Raw genomic sequence first — 14,559 nt, forward strand, 5'->3', positions numbered from 1 at the left:
TCGCTGCTGCCCTGCACCCTAGTGCATCGCCGCCCCACGCCGCAGCTATCTCCCTGTCGTTTCGGCCTGTGTCACCTTCGCGGTGATCGCGTCCCGGTTGGCGGCCAGCCATGCCTCGAAGTCGAGCAGTCCCGGATGCCATTTCCGCAGGCCCTCGATGTCGACGTTCATGGCGACCCGGTTCATCATGTCCAGTCCCTCGGCGAGTGCCTCGCTGATGGCGCGCAGTTGTTCGATGGGCACCTGGACGTAGGGCACCTCGCGTCCGGCGGTCCGGCCGAGGGCGGCGGCGATGTCGGTCTGGGTCAGTTGGTCGCCGGCGAGTTCGTGCACGAGGCCGTCGTGCGCCTTCGGGTCGGCGAAGGCCAGCGCGACGAAGGCGGCGATGTCGGCCACGGCGATCAGCGGCTCGGCCATGGTGGGGGCCAGCGGCGTCACCAGGGCACCGTCGCGCAGTCCCCGGATGGCGCCCAGGTAGTTCTCCATGAAGGACGTCGGCCGCAGGATCGTGTACGAGATGCCCAGCGAGCGGATGTGCGCCTCGACGGCCTTCTTGTGCGCCAGGATCGGCAGCACGCCCACCATCTCGGGGTTGTCGACGCCCGTCGACGAGGAGTAGACGAGGTGGCTGGCCCCGGCGACCTTGGCGGCGTCGGCGACGTTGACGCCGCTGCGGACCTCGTGTTCGGGGTCGTCGGCGTACTCGGTGCCGTCGAAGGCGCCAGTGTGGACACTGTAGACGCCCCAGGCGCCCGCGAAGGCGGCGTCGAGGCTGGCGCGGTCGTCCATGTCGGCGGCCACGACCTCGGCTCCGGCGGCGGCCAGTGCCCTGGCGGCGGGTTTGGCGGGATCGCGGCTGATGGCCCGCACCCGCCAGCCCTCGGCCAGCAGCCGTTTCGCCACGGCACCGCCCTGCTGTCCGGTGGCTCCGATGACGGCGACGATCTTGTCCTTGGTGGTCATGGGGGTCCTTTCGGGAATCGCAACGGCCGCCGCCGGGTTAGTATCGGGGGCGGCGACCCGGTTAACAAACGGAACGCTACACCCGCTTATTCGCGATCGTCAAGGAGGCCCGCGCATGACCGCAGCCACCCCGCGCGCCGACGCCCGCCGCAACCGTGCCAACGTGCTGGCCGCCGCCGAGGACCTGTTCGCCAGCCAGGGCCTTTCGGTCCCGCTCGACGAGATCGCCCGGGCCGCCGGGGTCGGCGCCGGTACCGTCTACCGCCACTTCCCCACCAAGGACGCCCTGTTCGAGGCGGTCATGGCCCAGCGGATCGAGCAGCTGGGAGCCAGCGCCGTGTCAGCCCTGGAGTGCGAGGACGCCGAGTCGGCCTTCTACGAGTTCCTCGCCCACGCCATGGAACAGGCCCGGCTCAACCGGGCACTGTGCGACGCCATGGCCCGCCACGACGAGTGGCGGGCGGCGGCCGAGACCACCGGCCCGCACTGCCGGTTCACCGACGCCTTCGAGCGGCTGCTGCGCCGGGCCCAGACGGCCGGAGCGGTACGCACCGATGTGGACGTCGACGACCTCGCGGCCCTGATCCCGGGGTACGTGGCCATGGTCGCCCACCGCGAGGACGAGGCGGGCGCGCGACGCATCAGGATGCTGCTGTGGGACGGGCTGCGGCCGCCCGGAACGAAACGAAACCCGGCGCCTTTCCGTAACGAAACTCCGGTGTCGATCCCCGACCGTAACGAAACTCGGCCGCGTTGCGAGACCTGCGACAGCCCGATCCACACCGCGAACACCGGACGTCCGGCGAGGTATTGCAGTCCGGCCTGTCGCCAGAAGGCGCACCGGCGGCGCGCGACGGCCCGCACCCGGCAACCGGTTTCGTTACGGACCCGAAGTCTCCATGTAGGACAGTCTGAGTTCGCCTTCGCCTTCCGGTTCACGGTCGCCGACGGTCGCATCACCCACTACATCCCGCACGAGGACTCACTCGCCCTGTCGCGCGCCTACGCGGATTGAGCGCCGTGGGCTAGAAGTCCTCGCCCTTGGCCGCGTGGTCGCGCAGCAGCTGCGGGACGGCGAACCGCTCGCCGTAGCGTTCGGCCAGGTACTCGGCGCGGGCGATGAACTCGTCCAGGCCGTACTGGTTGATGAACCGCAGCACGCCACCGGACCAGGCGCCGAAACCCCAGCCGAAGATGGAACCGATGTTGGCGTCGGCCGCCGAGGTGACGACGTTCTCCTCCAGGCACCGCACCGCTTCCAGCGACTGGACGAACAGCAGCCGGTCACGCACGTCGGCCGCCGAGACGCCGCTGTCGCGGCCGTAGCGGGTGGCCAGTTCGGGCCACAGCCGTTTCTTGCCCTCGGCCGGGTATTCGTACAGCCCGGCACCGGCGGCCTTGCCGGGACGGTTGAGTTCGTTGACGAACGTGTCGACAAGGGACATCGCCGGGTGGACGGGGGCTTCGACCCCCGCCGCCGCGTAGTCGGCGATGGTCTGCTGGTTGATGCCCCACATCAGCGACAGCGACACCTCGTCGGACACCGCCAACGGGCCGACGGCCATGCCCGCCTGCCGGGCCACGTTCTCGACCAGCGCCGCCGGAACACCCTCGGCGACCATCGCCAGGCCCTCCAGGGCGTAGGTGGCGAAGGAACGCGAGGTGTAGAAGCCACGGCTGTCGTTGACGACGATGGGCGTCTTGTTGATCTGCCGGACGTAGTCGAAGGCGCGGGCCAGGGTCTCGTCGCTGGTGGCCTCGCCGCGGATGATCTCCACCAGTGGCATCTTGTGCACCGGCGAGAAGAAGTGCAGGCCGACGAAGCGCTCCGCCTGCGGCACCGCCTTGGCCAGTCCCGTGATCGGCAGCGTCGAGGTGTTGGACGCGATGACCGCGTCGCCCGTCGCCTGGGTCTCGGCCGCTGCCAGCACCTGCTCCTTGAGCGCGCGCTTCTCGAAGACGGCCTCGATGATGAGGTCGCAACCGGCCAGGTCGGCGTCGTCGCCGGTGGCGGTGATGCGCGACAGGATCTCGTCGCGGCGTTCGGGCGTCATCCTGCCCGCGCCGACCCGTTTGTCCAGTGTGGCGGCCGAGAACGCCTTGCCCTTGTCGGCTGCCTCGGCCGACACGTCCTTGAGGACGACGTCGATGCCCGCGTAGGCGGAGACGTAGGCGATTCCGGCGCCCATCATGCCCGCGCCGAGCACGCCGACCTTGGCGACCTTGCGCTTGGGCGCGTCGGGGCGGGAGCGGCCCGCGTTGATGTCGTTGAGGTCGAACCACAGCGCGCCGATCATGTTCGTCGACACCTGGCCGCAGGCCAGTTCGGTGAAGTAGCGGGTCTCGATCGCGAAGGCGGTGTCCACATCGACCAGTGCGCCTTCGACGGCGACGGCCAGGATCTTCTCCGGCGCCGGGTAGGCGCCGTGGGTCTTGTTGACGAGCATCGCGGGAGCCGCGGCCAGCAGCTGACCCGCGCCGGGGTCGTTGGGGCCGCCGCCGGGCAGCTTGTAGCCCTTGACGTCCCAAGGCTGCACGGCCTCGGGGCCCGAGGCGATCCATTCGCGGGCCTTGTCCAGCAACGACGCGGCGGGGACCACCTCGTGGACCAGTCCGGCCGCGAGCGCGTCGGCGGGACCCAGCCGCTTGCCCTCGGTCAAAAGCGGCAGCGCGGCCATCAGGCCCAGCATCCGCACCGTGCGGACCACACCACCGGCACCCGGCAGCAGGCCGAAGGTGACCTCGGGCAGGCCGACGCGCAGCTTCGGATCGTCGGCGACGATGCGACGGTGGCAGGCCAGCGCGAGTTCGAAACCGCCGCCCATGGCGCTGCCGTTGATCGCGGCCACGACAGGTTTGCCGAGCTTCTCCAGCCGCCGCAGCGGCCGCTTGTAGTCGTCCATCTCGGACAGTACGGTCTCGACCTGGCTCTGGTCGGCCTGCACGAGCCGTCGCAGGTCGCCCCCGGCCGAGAACACCGGTTTGGCGGAGGTGACGATGACGCCGGTGACCGAGTCGCGTTCGGACTCCAGCCGGGTCACCGCCGCGTTGAGAGCGGCGATGGCCTCGGTGGTCATGGGGTTGGCGGCTTCGCCGGGCACGTCGATGGTGAGCGTGACGATGCCCGCGTCGTCCTTGGCGTAGGTAATGGCCTCGGTCATCGGTTACACCCTTTCGACGATCGTCGCGATTCCCATGCCGCCGCCGACGCACAGCGTGGCCAGTCCCGTGTTGAGGTCACGGCGTTCCAGTTCGTCCACCAGCGTCCCCAGGATCATGCAGCCGGTGGCGCCCAAGGGATGTCCCATGGCGATGGCGCCGCCGTTGACGTTGAGGATGTCGTCGTCGACGTCGAGTTCGCGCTGGAACTTCAGCACCGCCGAGGCGAAGGCCTCGTTCATCTCGTACAGGTCGATGTCGGTGGCCGCCATGCCCGCCCGGGCCAGTGCCTTGCGGGCGGCCGGGGCCGGGCCGGTGAGCATGATGGTCGGTTCGGTGCCGGTCACGGCCGCCGCCCGGATCCGGGCCCGGGGCCGCAGTCCCAGGGCTTGGCCGCCGCGTTCGCTGGCGATCAGCATCGCGGCGGCACCGTCCACTATGCCGGAAGAGTTGCCGGCGTGGTGCACGTGCCGGATGTACTCCACCTCGGGGTAACGGTTGATCGCCACGGAGTCGAATCCGAAGGCGCCCACGTCGGCGAAGGACGGTTTGAGTCCGGCCAGCGTCTCCAGGCTGGTGCCGGGCCGGATGGTCTCGTCGGTGTCCAGCAGGGTCTGTCCGTTGACGTCGACGACCGGGACCACCGAACGGGCGAAGCGCTTGTCCTGCCAGGCCGCGGCGGCCTTGGCGTGCGAGGCGACGGCGACGGCGTCGACGTCCTCACGGGAGTAGCCCTCGCGGGTGGCGATGAGGTCGGCGGAGATGCCCTGCGGGACGAACCCGGTGCGCAGGTTCGTCTCGGGGTCGAGGAACCAGGCGCCGCCGTCGGAGGCCATCTTGTTGCGGGACATGGATTCCACGCCACCGGCCACCGCGACGTCCTCGAAGCCGGAGGCGACCTTGGCCGCGGCCAGGTTCACCGCCTCCAGGCCGGAGGCGCAGAACCGGTTGACCTGGACCCCGGAGGTCTCACGGTCCCAGCCGGACATCAGCACCGCGGCGCGGGCGATGTCGCCGCCCTGCTCGTTGATGGGGGTGACGCAGCCCAGCACGACGTCGTCGACGCGGGTGGTGTCGAATCCGCCCCGCTCGCGCAGCGCGTCCAACAGCCCCGACGCCAGCGACACGGGTTTGACGCTGTGCAGCGACCCACCCTTGCCCTTGCCCCGGGGTGTGCGCACCCAGTCGTAGATGAACGCCTCTGCCATGGCCGAACTCCTTGCGCTAGCGAACGCCTTCACTGTGCCATTGTCGGCCCGGCCGCGCCCATGACCGGCCCGCTCGCGATGGGTGTCTGAAACGATCAGGCGCGGCGATGGTGCCGGGGCGGTCGCTAGGCCGCGGCGGGTTCCTCGGCCACGGCCAGCGCGTCGACGTCGGTGTGGTCCTTGCCGACCAGCGCCGAGCCGAGGTAGCGGTCCAGGCCGGGGATGCCCATGGCCTTGATCGCCAGCCGACGCAGCCACAGCTGGGTCGGAGTGGTCGGCACGATCCACTTGGCCCCGTTGCGTCCGATGCGCTGGCGTTCCGTCGCGATCGGGTGCCACAGTCGCTGGTAGCGGGCCAGGGCCTCGTCGACCGTGCCGGTGCGCAGTTGCCCGGCCAGGATGTGGGCACCCGCGATCCCCAGCGAGGCGCCCTGCCCGGCCAGCAGCGACACCGCGTAACAGGCGTCCCCGACCAGCACCACCCGCTTGTCCACCCAGTTCGGCATGTGGATCTGGGCCACCAGGTCGTAGTAGACATGCGAGGGCGGCGGGCACAGTTCCAGTGCTCGCGGCACCCGCCAGCCCAGGTCCGCGTAGGTCTCGCGGATCACCGCGCGGGGATCGTCCGGCAGCTTCCGCGAATCGGTGCGGTGCACGGTGAACACCGAGACCTTGCCGTCGCGCATGCCGTACATGCCCATCTCCTTGGCGACGGTGTCGGTGAGGTAGAAGCCGTCGCGCACCTCGGCGTGGATCTCGGGATCGGTGAAGGTGAACGCGGCGGTGTGCAGTCCCAGGTGCCGCAGGTAGCGCTCCTCGGGTCCGAAGACCATCGCGCGGGTTCGCGAGTGGATGCCGTCGGCGCCCACCAGCAGGTCGGCTTCCAGCGTCTGTCCGTCCGAAAGGGTCACCGTGACGCCGTCAGGGCGGTTGTGGATGGCGGTGATCGTGGTGGCGAACCGCAGGTCGACGGTTGCGGGCAGCGCCTCGCGGAGGGTGCGCTCCAGGTCGGGGCGCATGATGCTCAGCAGTCCGTCGGCGACCCTGGAGAACCGCTGGTAGTCGAGGCTGGCGCGTTTGCGGCCGGTCTCGTCCAGATAGGAGAACTCCCGGACCTTGTAGCCGAGTTCCCGCAGCCGGGGCTCGATGCCCATCGCCGTGGCGGCGCGCAGGCCGGGGCCGAAGAAGTCGATCATGTAGCCCTGTTCGCGCGGACCGGGCGCCTTCTCGACGACCACGACCTCCCAGTCGATGCTCGCCAGTCGTTGCGCCAGCGCCAGTCCGGCGATTCCGGCTCCGCAGATGACGGCCTTCATGTCAGTTCTCGCTTTCGTCGACGGGGTGGAGGATGCGCCGGAGGACGGGTTTGAACACCTCGGCGCTCAGGTTCGGGTCCAGGGCTTTGTGGAGCACGAAGCCGTCGAGGGTCGCCGCGAGGACGGCGGCGGTCTCGCGGGGCGCGGCCTGGCCACGTTCGGCGAGCCAGTCGGCGACGAGGTCGCGGAACTCGGCGACCAGGGCGGACAGTTCGGCTCGCAGTTCCGCGTCGCGGGTGGCGGCCAGGTACGCCTCGAACATCAGCAGCGAGGTGGCGTCACGGCCGCTGTAGCGGTCGAGTGCGTCCAGGATGGAGTCGATGCCCGCGGTGGCGTCGTCGTACTGCCGCAGTATCGGGGCGAAGCCCGTCAGGATCTGGCGCACCGTCCCCAGGGACGCCTCGCGCAACAGCGCGGCGACCGAGGTGAAGTGATAGTGGACGATCCCGGACCGCACCCCGGCCCGCTCGGCGACCATGCGGGTGCTGACGGCGTTCCAGCCCTTCTCCCCGATGAGTGCGACGGTCGCGGCCAGCAGCCTGCGCCGCACCTCGTGGCCGCGCTGGGCGTTGGTCTCGGGTGCCATGCTGGTGCCCTCCACAATTTGGTCACTCGTCCTGGACGTTCGACCAAATACTAACGCACCGATGCGCGACGGTGCGCGAGAGCAGGTGTGACCTACACCTAGCCGGCTTGTTTCTTGGCCAGGGCGGACAACAGTTGCGCGTAGGCGTAGCCGGTCACCTTGTCGCCGTTCTCGGCGGAGGACCCCATGTCCTTGCGCATTTCCAGCAGTGCCGCGGCGGTCTTGGGACCGTATTCGCCGTCCACGTCGACGGGGTATCCGGCGCGGCCGAGCGCGGCCTGGAGCCCCTTGACCCGTTCGCCGGAATTGCCCTTCTTCAATCCGATCACGTCGTCGTCTCCTTCGCTGTCGGCCAGCACCGAGACGATCGGCGCCAGTGAATCCCAGTCGTTTACAAACGTGGTGAATACGCTGATGTGGATGTGCCACAGGTGCGATGAATCCGATGAGGACGATCGCCAGGATCCGGTCGTGGAATCCTTGATAAGCCCGTAAACGTTCTGGCTGTCCAAGGTGCCGTAGAACTCCCGCACCGCGCTCAGCCGCGGGTCACCGTCGAGTGCCGCCGCGCGCAGCCTACCGGTGTGGAGCCGCATCTGGGCGTCACTCATGGTCAGGTCGATGGCGCGGGCCTTGGTGTGCGGGGATTCCAGATCGAGCCCCAGCTGGATCGAGTAGTTGTCGGGCCAGTTCGCCTGATTGGCGTCCACTGTGTTGTGATATCCGGGCTTGTCCGCCCAGATCCCTCCCAGCCTCACGCCGGAGATGACCTGTTCGCATTCGGTCCACAATTGCCACATCTCGTCGGTGATCTTGTCCGGATCCGGATTCGCCATCACTTCAATCCCTTCGGGTTCGGGCCGTCGAGACGCAGCTGCTCGAACTCGGATGCCGTCAGGTCCACCACGTTCCCGTCGCGGTCACGTACCTGGTAGAGGTCGTCATGGCGGCGTACCTCGTACCCACGTTCCACGTCGCACGGGTGCCAGTCATGCGATGCCATGGCCACAGTCCTTTCAGGTCGCCGGTGACGTTGACCATTGCTAAATCGATATATATAACACTATCGCCACCTCGTCGACCGGCGCCACTCTTGTGGATCAAGCACCTGATCTTCACGCGGAGTTTCCCTGGGCCCCGCCGGAACCGGCCCGTGGTCAGACCGCCCGGGGATGTGTCGGCGCCAGGAACGTCACGATGTCGTTCTCCCGTCCGGGCACCACCGGTACCCGGTACCAGCCCAGCCGCTCGTAGAACTCCACGGCCTCGGGCGCCCCGGTCCAGGTCAACAGCCAAGCCCGCCCCTCGGGAGCGTCAGCGGTCAGGTCCGCCAGCAGTCGACGGGCCAGCCCCTTGCCGCGAGCCCGCTCCCGCACCGCCAGTTCGTCCACCTCGATGGCCCCGACCAGCAGCTCCGCCACCGCCTCGGCGCCGATACTGTCGCTGACCTTGCCGTACGCCCGGTTGTCCGGATACGGCGACGGCGTCACCCATCCCGACGCGAACCCGTCGATCCCGGCCGCAGACCGGGCCACGACCACCCGGAACCCGGGCCGCTCCATGTCCTTGTCCAGCCGGGTGCGAAACCCCCGCATCACCACGTCCGGGTCACTGTCGTGAGCCTTGTTCCACGGCGGCTGCGAGAAGATCTCAGCGTAGGTGCCGCTGATCTCGTCGGCGATGTCCAGTATCGCGGTGCCGTCGTAACGCATACGTGGTCCTCTCCAGGGCGCGGACCGTCCACACTAGCGACCCCGATACGACCCCGGCGAGTCCCCGGTCCAGCGCCGAAACGCCCGATGAAAAGCACTGGCCTCGGAGAACCCCAGCCGTCGCCCCAAATCCTCTATCGACTCATCGCCCCGGCTCAGCGCCTCGATCGCGGCGTCGCGGCGCAACTGGTCCTTCAGCGCCCGAAACGAGGTCCCCTCGGCGGCGAGCCGACGCCGCAGCGTCTGCGGGCTGACCGCCAGCCGCGCGGCAGCCGCGTCCAGTGTGGTGGTTCCATGGGTCAGCATGCGCCGCACCTGTTCCCCGACACTGGAGTCATAGTCGCGGCGCCCCAGCAGATCGGCCGGGGAGTCCCGCAGGAACACCCGCAGGCTCGCCTCGTCCTGCAACAGTGGATAGTCCAGGTAGCGCTCGGCGAAGGTCAGCACGGTGGTCGGGGCGCCGAACCGCAGCGGGCAGCCGAACATCAGGTCGTACTCGGCCGCGTGCGACGGCGCCGGATACGCCAGGTCGAGGCCGTCCAGCGGAATGCGGCGTCCGATGGCCCAGCTGGAGTAACGGTGCCAGATGACCAGCAGCGACTCGGTGAGGAAGTGGTCGGGGTCGTCGAAGCCGGGCAGCGCGAAGCTCATCGCGGCCCGGCCGTCGCCCCGGTCGATGGCCACCCGGGGCGCGCCGGGAAACAGGGCATAGAACGCGGTGCCCCGGCGCAGGGCGTGCCCGAGGCTGCGGCAACCGATGGTGGCGTGGCACATCATGGCGAAGGTGCCGCGCCGCGACGGCTGCGGCCCGAAGCCCATCAGCTCGTCGTCCATCGCCAGCCACAGCCCCTGGATCAGGCGGGTGAACTGGTCGGGGGTGACGCGGGCGCGTTCCTCCTCGCACAGGCGCGGCGGGATTCCGGCGGCACGCAGCACCGGCTCCACGTCCAGACCGCTGGCGCGGGCGCCGCGCAGCGCGGCGTTGACGTGGTGGATCGCGATGGTCCTGCCCGACATGGCCGCCTTTTCAGTTGAGGGGTCGCGTTGCACAACCTACCTCGGGCGGCTACTCCACTTCGGCCGTCACTCCAGTTCAGACAGCACCCCGGTGGCGAACAGTCCGGCCAGGTCCTCGGCCGAGATGCCCCAGTCGGTCAGGGCGGCGCGGGTGTGTTCGCCGGGCTGCGGGGCGGGTCCGGCGACCGCGCCGGGGGTGCGCGACAGCCGGGGCGCAGGCGCGGGCTGCCGCAGTCCGGCGACCTCGGTGAACGACGCGCGGGCCCGGTTGTGCGGATGGTCGGGCGCCTCGTCGAGTGTCAGCACCGGCGTGACACAGGCGTCGGTGCCCTCGAAGACCGCCGCCCACTCGTCGCGGGTGCGGCTGGCGAAGGCGTCGGCGAACCGGCGGCGGGCTTCGGGCCAGCCGGACTGGTCGTACTGGGTCGGCGGGTCGATCAGCTCGAGCCCCTTGACCAGTTCGGCGTAGAACTGCGGTTCCAGGGCGCCCACGGCCACGAACCCACCGTCCGCGCACGCGTAGGTGCCGTAGAACGGCGCGGTGCCGTCCAACGGGTTGCCGCCGCGTTCGTCGCTCCACATGCCGCGCGCCTTGAGGCCGTGCAGCAGCGACGACAGCAGCCCGGCGCCCTCGGTCATGGCCGCGTCGATGACCTGCCCGGCCCCGGAGCGTTCCCGTTCGAACAGGGCCGCCAGCACGCCGACGGCCAACAGCATCCCGCCGCCGCCGAAGTCGGCGACGTAGTTGATGGGCGGGGTGGGCGGGCCGTCGGCGGGCCCGATCGGGTACAGCGCGCCCGACAGCGCCAGGTAGTTGATGTCGTGACCGGCGCGCTGCGCCAGCGGCCCGGTCTGGCCCCAGCCGGTGAGCCGTCCGTAGACGAGCCGGGGGTTGCGGGCCAGGCACGCGTCGGGGCCGATGCCCAGCCGTTCGCACACGCCCGGCCGAAAACCCTCCAGCAGGACATCGGTGCGGCCGACCAGGTCCAGGACCAGGCTGGCGCCGCCGGGCCGCTTCAGGTCCACCGCCACCGACCGGCGCCCCCGCCCCAAGGGTTCGGGCGGCGGGCTCCCGGTCGTGGACGGCACGGTCTCGGCGCGGTCGAGCCGCAGCACCTCGGCGCCCAGGTCGGACAGGACGGTGGCGGTGAACGGTGCCGGGGCCAGACTCGCCAGCTCGATGACCCGGATCCCCGAAAGCGGGCCCATGCGTTTGCTCCTAGAGGTCAAGGGAACGGCCGATGATCTCTTTCATGATCTCGGTGGTACCACCGTAGATGGTCTGCGCGCGAGTGTCCAGATAGGCCTGGGCGATGGGGTACTCACTCATGTATCCGTAGCCGCCGTGCAGTTGCAGGCACTGGTCGGTGACCCGTTTCTGCATCTCGGTGATCCACCACTTGCTCATCGCCGCCTCGGTGACGTCGAGTTCACCGGCGTTGAGGGCGAGCATGCACTGATCCACAAAGGTTCGTCCGATGTGGAGCTCAGTCTTCATCTCGGCCATCGTCATCCGCACGTGCTGGAACTTGCCGATGTTGCGCCCGAACGCCTTGCGACCGCGGACGTACTCCACGGTCTCGTCGAACACGGCCTCGGCACCGGCCTGCCCGACCACGGCGATCGCGAGCCGCTCGCGCGGCAGTCCCTCCATCAGGTAGATGAAGCCCTTGCCCTCTTCCCCCACCAGGTTGGCCGCCGGGATCCGCACGTCGTTGAAGAACAGTTCCGCGGTGTCCTGCGCCCGCATGCCGATCTTGTCGAGCTTGCGGCCGCGTTCGAAGCCCTCCATGCCGCGTTCCACCGCGAACAACGAGAACCCCAGGTGCGCGGCCTCGGGGTCGGTGCGCGCCAGCACGATCACCAGGTCGGCGTGGATCCCGTTGGTGATGAACGTCTTCTGGCCATTGAGCACATAGTCCTCACCGTCGCGGACCGCCGTGGTGGCGATCCCCTGCAGGTCACTGCCCGCCCCGGGCTCGGACATCGCGATCGCCGCGATCAGCTCACCGGCACACAGTCCGGAGAACCAGCGGTCCTTCTGCTCCTCGGTGGCCAGCCGGCTCAGGTAGGGCACGGCCATGTCGTTGTGGACGACGAAACCCACCCCGGTGGCACGCGAGCGGGCCAGCTCCTCGGCCACGATCGCGTGATAGCGGAAGTCGTCCAGGCCCGCGCCGCCGTACTTCTCCGGCAGGTCCACACACAGCAGGCCCTGCCGTCCGGCGGCCGTCCACAGTTCCCGTGGGACCAGTCCGTCCTCCTCCCACTGTCCGTGGTGCGGAACGATCTCGCGTTCGGCGAAGGTGCGCGCGGTTTCGCGGAACGCGTCGTGCTCGTCGGTGAAGATGTCACGGCGCATGGGAACTCCCGGCTCGGCGGATGTGTGCGCCCAAGCCTATGAGAACTCCGCCGCCGTGTCCCATGACCGGACCGCTCGCGTCGGCTGACTCAGTCGATCACGCCGATCGGACGCCCCCCGAAGACCGCCGTGTTAGCCTTGCGACATGCGTCGATCAACGAACCTCAACTGGTGGCCGTCCTAGGACGGCGCACGACGCGTATCTCAACAATCCGCAAGGGCCGTCCATGGTGACGGCCTTCGGTGTTTCCGCACGACGGGCGTCCCACGGCCCGCGTCAATCCTCAAGGAGACACCGTGACCACCATCGCGACCAACCAGCTGACCGTGCCGGACGAGATCCGCTCCCGCCCCGGCACCGCCCGAATGCTCACCGGAGACCGCCCCACCGGCAAACTCCACATCGGACATTACTTCGGCAGCCTGCGCAACCGGGTCCGCCTACAGAACCAGGGCGTGGACTCACTCGTCGTCATCGCCGACTACCAGGTCCTCACCGACCGCGACATCGCCGCCGACCTGTCCGGACACATCCACGAGATCGTGCTGGACTACCTGGCAGCGGGCATCAGCCCACAACGCTCCACGATCTTCACCCACAGCGCGGTACCGGCGCTGAACCAACTGCTGCTGCCGTTCCTGAGCCTGGTGTCGACGGCCGAACTGGACCGCAACCCCACCGTCAAGGAGGAGATCGCCGCCGCCCGCCGCGCGAGCGTCAGCGGCCTCATCTACACCTACCCGGCCCACCAGGCCGCCGACATCCTGTTCTGCGACGCCACCGTCGTACCCGTCGGGGACGACCAACTCCCACACCTGGAACTGACCCGCACCATCGCGCGGCGCTTCAACGACCGCTACGGCAAGGTCTTCACGGTCCCCAAACCCCTGCTGTCCCCGGCACCACGACTGCTGGGTGTGGACGGCCGCACCAAGATGAGCAAGAGCCGGGGCAACGCGATCGCACTGAGCGCCACCGCCGACGAAACGGCCCGGCTCATCAAGAGCGCGGTCACCGACGCCGACCGCCACATCAACTACGACCCGGCCAACCGCCCCGGAGTATCAAACCTGCTGCTCCTCATCGGACTGTGCACCGGCCAGGAACCCGAACAGGTCGCCGAAAGCCTGTCGGGAGCCGCCGACCTGAAACGCACCTGCACCGAGGCGGTCAACGAGTTCTTCGCCCCGCTGCGACGACGACGGCGCGAACTGGCGGCCGACCCCGCCCAGGTCGGCCGAATCATCACCGAGGGCAACACCCGAGCCCGCACCATCGCCGACGACACCCTCGACCGGGTACGCCGAGCAATGGGCACCTTCGCCTGACCGCCCCGATCCGCGCCGCGACCGCCCGCCACCCGGCCGCGGCGCGGGCAGGCCCACCACTCCCCCGCCCGCCGCATGTACTGCGGTTCGGGCCGCGCTGTCGACCGTGGCTGAGGGCTGCACGTTAACGGCTCGAGGGCGAGCGGCTGTTGAAGAAGCGGCAGGCCGTATGGCGGGGATAGCCAGAGGGTCGGCCAGCTGTCAGCTTCGTAACGCGATCGACGCCCTTGCGGCGGCATTGGCCGGGCTGGACCGCATGGCCGAGGCCGAAACCACCGTCCACGAGCACGTCGCCGCGTACCTCGCCAGCATCGGGGCCAGCCAAAGCGCGCCCGCTCAGGAGTCTGAGAAGACCGGCCTGAAGAAGCCGACCGGTCCCGCGGATCTCAAGGCGGTCGGCGAACGTCTGGGACTGAACGCGTATGCGGCGATGATGGGATCGGACTACTGGGCGCCCCTGGACGACGATGCTGCCGTCGCGGCTTTGTTCGTGTCGTTGAAGAGCACCGTCGGCCAGGACGGTCATCGGTGCGTGGCCACCATCGGCCCCGAAACCGACGACGGGATACAGCCGCACTTGGAGGTCGCCACCGACGGCGCCAACACCTACCTGCGATCCGACGGGAACATCGCCACAGAGCCCGGCCGCACCGTCCCCGAATTCCACGCCGTCCACCACCCCGACGGCGAACCCACGATCCACCACACTCACACCTTCGAAACCCGCACCGGCCTGGAAGACATCCCCGTCAACCACACGCGCGTATCACCGAACTGGGCCGTGGATACCGTCAAGCGCTACATCGACACCGGTGAGCGCCCCGACCGTGTCAAGTGGATCGATCCATCAGCAGGCACCTTCGCGTGACCGCCCGCGCTGCGGTCGACCGGCACTCGGCCGCAGCGC

At 69.2% G+C, this 14,559-nt stretch carries 14 protein-coding genes; 3 read left to right on the forward strand and 11 right to left on the reverse strand.

Going from position 1 to position 14,559, the window contains the following annotated elements; genetic code table 11:
* Positions 1-45 precede the first annotated feature (45 nt).
* Entirely contained in the window at positions 46-963 is a 918-nt protein-coding gene (locus tag SNAS_RS19180) for an NmrA/HSCARG family protein (protein ID WP_013019114.1), read from the reverse strand.
* A 115-nt stretch (positions 964-1,078) separates the two neighbouring features.
* On the opposite strand from SNAS_RS19180, the gene SNAS_RS19185 reads away from it, so the two are divergent.
* The gene (locus tag SNAS_RS19185) at positions 1,079-1,978 is read left to right on the forward strand and encodes a TetR/AcrR family transcriptional regulator (protein WP_013019115.1); all 900 of its coding nucleotides are present in this window, start codon (positions 1,079-1,081) and stop codon (positions 1,976-1,978) included.
* A 10-nt stretch (positions 1,979-1,988) separates the two neighbouring features.
* Here SNAS_RS19185 and SNAS_RS19190 read toward each other — a convergent pair whose 3' ends face one another.
* From SNAS_RS19190 to SNAS_RS19230, 10 genes are all read right to left on the reverse strand, one after another.
* Positions 1,989-4,124: a 3-hydroxyacyl-CoA dehydrogenase NAD-binding domain-containing protein gene (locus tag SNAS_RS19190; RefSeq protein ID WP_013019116.1), complete on the reverse strand. Its 2,136-nt coding sequence runs from the start codon at positions 4,122-4,124 to the stop codon at positions 1,989-1,991.
* A 3-nt stretch (positions 4,125-4,127) separates the two neighbouring features.
* Complete coding sequence (locus SNAS_RS19195; RefSeq protein WP_013019117.1) at positions 4,128-5,330, reverse strand: acetyl-CoA C-acetyltransferase; 1,203 nt, start codon at positions 5,328-5,330, stop codon at positions 4,128-4,130.
* 125 nt (positions 5,331-5,455) lie between these two features.
* Positions 5,456-6,646 (reverse strand): FAD-dependent monooxygenase, encoded by a 1,191-nt coding sequence (locus SNAS_RS19200; RefSeq protein WP_013019118.1) that lies wholly within the window; start codon positions 6,644-6,646, stop codon positions 5,456-5,458.
* Between the two features lies 1 nt (position 6,647).
* Entirely contained in the window at positions 6,648-7,232 is a 585-nt protein-coding gene (locus SNAS_RS19205; RefSeq protein ID WP_013019119.1) for a TetR/AcrR family transcriptional regulator, read from the reverse strand.
* Positions 7,233-7,330: 98 nt separating this feature from the next.
* Positions 7,331-8,068 (reverse strand): peptidoglycan-binding domain-containing protein, encoded by a 738-nt coding sequence (locus SNAS_RS32995; protein ID WP_013019120.1) that lies wholly within the window; start codon positions 8,066-8,068, stop codon positions 7,331-7,333.
* Positions 8,068-8,235, reverse strand: a complete 168-nt coding sequence (locus SNAS_RS35870) for a hypothetical protein (protein ID WP_013019121.1) — start codon at positions 8,233-8,235, stop codon at positions 8,068-8,070. Before SNAS_RS35870 ends, SNAS_RS32995 begins: the two co-directional genes overlap by 1 nt.
* 154 nt (positions 8,236-8,389) lie before the next feature.
* Positions 8,390-8,944: a GNAT family N-acetyltransferase gene (locus SNAS_RS19215; RefSeq protein WP_013019122.1), complete on the reverse strand. Its 555-nt coding sequence runs from the start codon at positions 8,942-8,944 to the stop codon at positions 8,390-8,392.
* A gap of 33 nt (positions 8,945-8,977) precedes the next feature.
* Positions 8,978-9,961, reverse strand: a complete 984-nt coding sequence (locus SNAS_RS19220) for an AraC family transcriptional regulator (protein WP_013019123.1) — start codon at positions 9,959-9,961, stop codon at positions 8,978-8,980.
* 66 nt (positions 9,962-10,027) lie between these two features.
* Positions 10,028-11,170, reverse strand: coding sequence for a CaiB/BaiF CoA transferase family protein (locus SNAS_RS19225; RefSeq protein ID WP_013019124.1), 1,143 nt, complete (start codon positions 11,168-11,170; stop codon positions 10,028-10,030).
* A 10-nt stretch (positions 11,171-11,180) separates the two neighbouring features.
* Positions 11,181-12,323, reverse strand: a complete 1,143-nt coding sequence (locus SNAS_RS19230) for an acyl-CoA dehydrogenase family protein (protein ID WP_013019125.1) — start codon at positions 12,321-12,323, stop codon at positions 11,181-11,183.
* Positions 12,324-12,620: 297 nt separating this feature from the next.
* Between SNAS_RS19230 and trpS the strand changes: the two genes are divergently transcribed.
* Positions 12,621-13,652: a tryptophan--tRNA ligase gene (trpS, locus tag SNAS_RS19235; protein ID WP_013019126.1), complete on the forward strand. Its 1,032-nt coding sequence runs from the start codon at positions 12,621-12,623 to the stop codon at positions 13,650-13,652.
* 256 nt (positions 13,653-13,908) lie between these two features.
* Positions 13,909-14,520, forward strand: a complete 612-nt coding sequence (locus SNAS_RS19240; protein ID WP_144300564.1) for a hypothetical protein — start codon at positions 13,909-13,911, stop codon at positions 14,518-14,520.
* The last annotated feature ends 39 nt before the right edge of the window (positions 14,521-14,559 follow it).

Origin of the sequence: Stackebrandtia nassauensis DSM 44728 (assembly GCF_000024545.1) — a bacterium.
GTDB lineage: Bacteria > Actinomycetota > Actinomycetes > Mycobacteriales > Micromonosporaceae > Stackebrandtia > Stackebrandtia nassauensis.

Coding starts and splice junctions, on each gene's coding strand:
- SNAS_RS19195 (WP_013019117.1), bottom strand. CDS start 5,330: ATGGCAGAGGCGTTCATCTACGACTGGGTGCGCACACCCCGGGGCAAG.
- SNAS_RS32995 (WP_013019120.1), bottom strand. CDS start 8,068: ATGGCGAATCCGGATCCGGACAAGATCACCGACGAGATGTGGCAATTG.
- SNAS_RS35870 (WP_013019121.1), bottom strand. CDS start 8,235: ATGGCATCGCATGACTGGCACCCGTGCGACGTGGAACGTGGGTACGAG.
- SNAS_RS19230 (WP_013019125.1), bottom strand. CDS start 12,323: ATGCGCCGTGACATCTTCACCGACGAGCACGACGCGTTCCGCGAAACC.
- SNAS_RS19215 (WP_013019122.1), bottom strand. CDS start 8,944: ATGCGTTACGACGGCACCGCGATACTGGACATCGCCGACGAGATCAGC.
- SNAS_RS19225 (WP_013019124.1), bottom strand. CDS start 11,170: ATGGGCCCGCTTTCGGGGATCCGGGTCATCGAGCTGGCGAGTCTGGCC.
- SNAS_RS19220 (WP_013019123.1), bottom strand. CDS start 9,961: ATGTCGGGCAGGACCATCGCGATCCACCACGTCAACGCCGCGCTGCGC.
- SNAS_RS19180 (WP_013019114.1), bottom strand. CDS start 963: ATGACCACCAAGGACAAGATCGTCGCCGTCATCGGAGCCACCGGACAG.
- SNAS_RS19240 (WP_144300564.1), top strand. CDS start 13,909: ATGGCCGAGGCCGAAACCACCGTCCACGAGCACGTCGCCGCGTACCTC.
- SNAS_RS19200 (WP_013019118.1), bottom strand. CDS start 6,646: ATGAAGGCCGTCATCTGCGGAGCCGGAATCGCCGGACTGGCGCTGGCG.
- SNAS_RS19205 (WP_013019119.1), bottom strand. CDS start 7,232: ATGGCACCCGAGACCAACGCCCAGCGCGGCCACGAGGTGCGGCGCAGG.
- SNAS_RS19185 (WP_013019115.1), top strand. CDS start 1,079: ATGACCGCAGCCACCCCGCGCGCCGACGCCCGCCGCAACCGTGCCAAC.
- SNAS_RS19190 (WP_013019116.1), bottom strand. CDS start 4,124: ATGACCGAGGCCATTACCTACGCCAAGGACGACGCGGGCATCGTCACG.